We start from the raw sequence: 4,900 nt of genomic DNA on the forward strand, positions 1-4,900 counted from the left end.
GCTTTTCCAGCAGAATGCCGATCGTCACAGGGATAGTTCTACGTCGTCGTTCCACTCGCCGAGCACCTGCCGGCGCTCGGCCTCGGCCATCATCGGCAGCTCGTGCACCCGGGCCGCGTCGTCGCGCGCCATCGCCGCGAGCACGTTGTGCAGGTAGCCCGCGATGCGCTCCGCCGTCTCGCGCTCGAACAGCGAGGTGGCGTACTCCACCGCGCCCGTGATCCGGCCGCCGGCTTCACCGAGCGCGAGCATCAGGTCGAACTTGGCCGTCCCCTGTGGCTCCGGTCCCGACGCCGGACCCGATGGCGATTCCGTCCCCGATGCCAGCTCCAGCGCCGACGAGAGCGGACCCTGCGCCAGCCCGGGCAGCTCCAGCTCTCCCCTCGGCGCGTTCTGCCAGACGAACATCACCTGGAACAGGGGGCTGTGCGCCAAGCTCCGCGCCGGCTGCACCAGCTCCACCACCTGCTCGAAGGGGATGTCCTGGTTGGCCTGCGCCTCCAGCGCCCGCTGCTTCACCCGCCCCAGCAGGCCGGAGACGGACGGCGAGCCGCCGAGCCCGATCCGCAGCGCCAGCGTGTTGACGAAGAAGCCGATCAGCCCCTCGATCTCGCGGCGGCCGCGATTCGCCGAGGGCGTCCCGACCACCACGTCCTCCTGCCCCGACAGCCGGCCCAGCACCGCCGCCCACCCGGCCAGCAGCGTCATGAACAGCGTGGTCCCGTGGCGCTGCGAGAGCGCCCGGAGCCCCGCGGAAAGCTCCTCGCCCAGGTCGATCCCCACGATGGCCCCGGCGTAGTCCTGCCGCGCCGGACGCGGGCGGTCGGTGGGGAGCTCCAGCAGCTCCGGCGCGCCGGAGAGCGCCGCTTTCCAGTACTCCGCCTGCTCCCGCAGCACGTCGCCATCCACCCACTTCCGCTGCCAGGCCGCGTAGTCGGCGTACTGCACCGGCAACTCCGGCAGCGGCGACGCCTCGCCGCGCGCGAACGCCTGGGAGAGCGTGCCCAGCTCCCGCGCCAGCACCCCCATGCTCCAGCCGTCGCTGACGATGTGGTGCATCACCAGCAGCAGCACGTGATCGTCCTGGCCCAGGCGCAGCAGGTGGGCGCGCAGCAGCGGCCCCCGGCGCAGGTCGAAGAGGCGCTGCGCCTCTTCCCAGGCGAGCCGGCGGGCCTCGGCCTCGCGCTGCGCGGGCGCCAGGCGCGACAGGTCGGTCACCTCCAGCCGCGCCGCGCCCGCGGGGTGCACCACCTGGAAGGGCACGCCCTCAGTCTCGCCGAAGGTGGTGCGCAGCGTCTCGTGCCTGCGCACCACCTCGCCCAGCGCGCGCTCCAGCACGCGCGGGTCCACCGGCCCGCGCAGCCGCAGCGCGTCCGGCATGTGGTAGGCGGTGCTCCCCGGCTCCAGCTGGTCGATGAACCAGAGCCGCTGCTGCGCGAAGGAGAGCGGCAGCGGCGAGCCGTCGCGCGGGAGCGGCACCAGCGGCGGGGCCCCGGCGCCGCCGGGCGTCTCCGCCACGAGCGCCTCCACCCGGCCCGCCAGCTCGGCCAGCGTCGGCGCCTCGAACACCGCCCGCAGCGGCAGCTCGGCGCGGAACGCCTCCCGCACCCGCGAAACCAGCTGCGTGGCGAGCAGGGAGTGCCCGCCCAGGTCGAAGAAGTTGTCCTCGCCGCCGACGCGCTCCACTCCCAGCACCTCCGCCCAGATCCCCGCCATCCGCTCCTCGGCCGGCGTGCGCGGCGCCACGTACGTCCCCCCGCGCGAGCCCGGCGTGTCGGGCGCGGGGAGGGCAGCACGGTCCACCTTGCCGTTGGGGGTGACGGGGAGTGCCTCCAGCACCACGAAGGCGCTCGGCACCATGTACTCCGGCAGCCGGGCGCGGGCAGCCTCGCGAAGAGCGGGGACGAGCGCGCGCATGCGGCGGCCCCACTGCGGGTCGTTGGCGTACGCCTCCCAGGGCTGCGCCTCGTCCGGCTGCGCCGGGAAGGACGAGACCCCGCCGGCCGGATGGAAGAGCACGTCCAGCGTGCCGGACGCGCCGGGGCGCACCTCGATGCCCCGCGCCAGCTCGCCGGCCAGCGCGAACAGCGCCTCGGGGGCGATTCCGCCTGCGTCCGCGGCCGCGAGCGCGCGCACGGCCGCCGCGTAGGCCGCTTCACCGCCGGCCGATACCAGCTCGTACGCGCGGACGTGCTCGCGGACCCGCGCGTCGGGCACGCCACGGACGAGCAGCGCCGACGCGCTCCCCTCCGCCAGCGCCCGCAGGCCGTCCGCGTCCTCCCCGCTCCACTCCCGGACCACGGGTACCGTGGCGGCGGCGGCCACGTCCAGGTGCAGCACGACGTCGTAGCGGAAGCGTGAGACCTCGTTGTCGTACTCACCCCGCTTCACCTGCACCTCGACGCGGCCGAGGCGGGGGATGCGCACACGGAGCGCCTCGAAGAGCGCCGGATCGAGCAGCAGCTCCTGCTCCTCCGCCATCCCGCGCCGCACCCGGTCCAGCAGGCGCGCGGCGGGGAGGTCGCCCGGCGCCCGGGCGAGCTCCACCGAGGCGTGGAAGGCACCCGCCAGCGGCAGGCTGCGCACGTCGCCCACGAAGATCCGCCCGCCCGGCCGCAGCGCCGCCGCAGCGCCCTCCAGCACCCGCAGCAGGTAGTCCACGTCCGGGAAGTACTGGGCGACGGAGTTGAGGACGACGGTGTCGAACTCCGCTCCGGCGAACTCCGCCAGCTCGTCCGCCTCACCCTCCGAAAGCGTTACCTGCGGCAGCACCGCGGCATGCCGACGCACGTGCTCCAGCGCCACCCCTGAGAAGTCGGTCCCGTGGTAGGCCCGCGTGTGCGGCGCCACGCGGAAGAGCAGCAGCCCCGTGCCGCAGCCGACCTCCAGCACCCGCTCCGGACGCAGCGCCAGGATGCGCTCCGCCGTGTGCTCCACCCACGCGCGCATCTCCTCGCGCGGGATCGGCTCGCCCGTGTAGCTGCTGTTCCACCCCTTCAGCTGCAGGGTCGGGTCTTCTTCCCCCTCCTCCTGCGCGTAGGTGTCGTCGAAGAGCGTTTCCCACTCGGAGACCTGCTCCCTGCCGGCGGCGGTCTCGAAGCCGTCGGCGCCCGGGACGACGTAGGCGACCAGGCGCCTGTCCCCGGGAGCGTCCTCCCTCGCCAGCACGACGGCCTCCCGCACGCCGGGCTGCCCGCGCAGCACGGCCTCCACCTCGCCGGGCTCGATGCGGAAGCCGCGCACCTTGACCTGCTCGTCGGCGCGCCCCAGGAACTCCAGGACGCCGTCCGCGCGCCAGCGGGCGCGGTCGCCGGTGCGGTAGGCCCGCTCCGTCCCGGCGCCGACGAACTTCTCGGCGTTCAGCTCCGGCCGCCCGAGGTAGCCCCGCGCGACGCCGTCGCCCGAGATCCACACCTCGCCGGGCACCCCCACCGGCGCCAGCTCGCCGCGCGGGCCGCGGACGGCCAGCCGCACGCCCGGCAGCGGCCGCCCGAGCGGGTGCCCGGCGACCGCACCCTCCCCGGGCACGGCATACGTCGCGCAGATGATCGTCCCTTCGGTCGGCCCGTAGAGAACGCGCGTCCGCGCCGCCGGGAAAAGCTCGCGCATGTCCTCCAGCAGGCCGGGCGGCACCGTGTCCCCGCCCACCAGCAGGAGCCGCAGCGAGGGAAGCATCCGCCCGCCGCGCACCACCTCCACCACCTGCCGCATCAGCGCGGGAACGGCGTGCAGCACCGTCACGTCCGCCAGGGCGTCGACCAGCTCTTCGGGGTCCTGTACGAGCGCCTGCGGGACGACGCGCACTCCGGCGCCCGCCAGGAGCGGCGTGACCAGCTCCAGCAGCGAGATGTCGAAGGCGGTGGAAGCGAGGGCCGCCACCACGTCACCGGGGGCGAAGCCGAGCGTTCCGAGGCTAGCATGCAGGGTGTGGGTGAGCTGCGCGTGCTCGACCATCACCGCCTTGGGCGTGCCCGTCGATCCCGACGTGTAGATCAGGTAGGCGAGGTCACCAAGCCCCCCACCGCTGCCGGGCTCCAGCGCTCCGCGGGGGAGGTCGCCCTCCGCGGAGGGGTCGAGCAGGAGGACATCCGCCTGCTCCAGGAGCGCCCCGGCCAGCGCGAGGTCGGATACGACGAGCTTCGCCCCGGAGTCGCGCAGGAAGAAGGACAACCGCTCCGCCGGATGGGAAGGGTCGAGCGGGAGGTAGACGCCGCCCATCTTCCAGATCGCCAGCAGTGCGGCGACGGCCTCCGGACCGCGCTCCAGGCAGACGGCGATCGTGGCCCCCGGCACGGCCCGGCCGCGCAGGCGCCGGGCGAGGCGCTCGGCGCGCGCGTCCAGCTCCGCGTAGGTGAGCGACTCGCCCGCGAACAGGACGGCCGGGGCCTCCGGCGCGCGGGCGGCCTGCGCCGCGAAGAGGCGGTGCACCGGGACGCCGCCCGCGTGCTCGCGGGCGGGACCGCTCCCGTACGCGAGGAGCGTCCGCGCCTCCTCCGGGGGCAGGATCGCCAGGCGCGACAGGCGCTCCTCCGGCGAGGCGGCGGCGGCGGCGAGCACGACGCGGTACTGCGCCGCGAAGCGCTCCATGGTGGCGGCGTCGAACAGGTCGGTCCGGAAGCGCAGGCTCCCGACCAGCTCCTCGCCCATCTCCTGGAGATCCAGCTCCAGGTCGAAGCGCACCGTACGGATCTCGCCCCCGAACGGCTCCAGCCGGGCCCCCGTGGTGGCGGGCCCCGCGCCGGCACCCGCCGGCCGAACCCCGGCAATGGCAGGCCCCGCCCCGGCGTCCGCGTTCTGGAGCTGGAACATCACCTGGAAGAGCGGCGTGTGCGACAGGCCCCGCTCCGGGGCGACCTCTTCCACCAGCCGCTCGAACGGCAGCTCCTGGTGGGCGTATGCC

At 74.9% G+C, this 4,900-nt stretch carries 1 protein-coding gene; it reads right to left on the bottom strand.

Going from position 1 to position 4,900, the window contains the following annotated elements; genetic code table 11:
- Positions 1-24: 24 nt before the first annotated feature.
- Positions 25-4,900 (bottom strand): amino acid adenylation domain-containing protein (locus VF092_06745; protein HEX6746979.1); only part of this gene is annotated, 4,876 nt, incomplete at its 5' end.

The sequence above is a fragment of the Longimicrobium sp. genome, assembly GCA_036377595.1.
Lineage (GTDB): Bacteria > Gemmatimonadota > Gemmatimonadetes > Longimicrobiales > Longimicrobiaceae > Longimicrobium.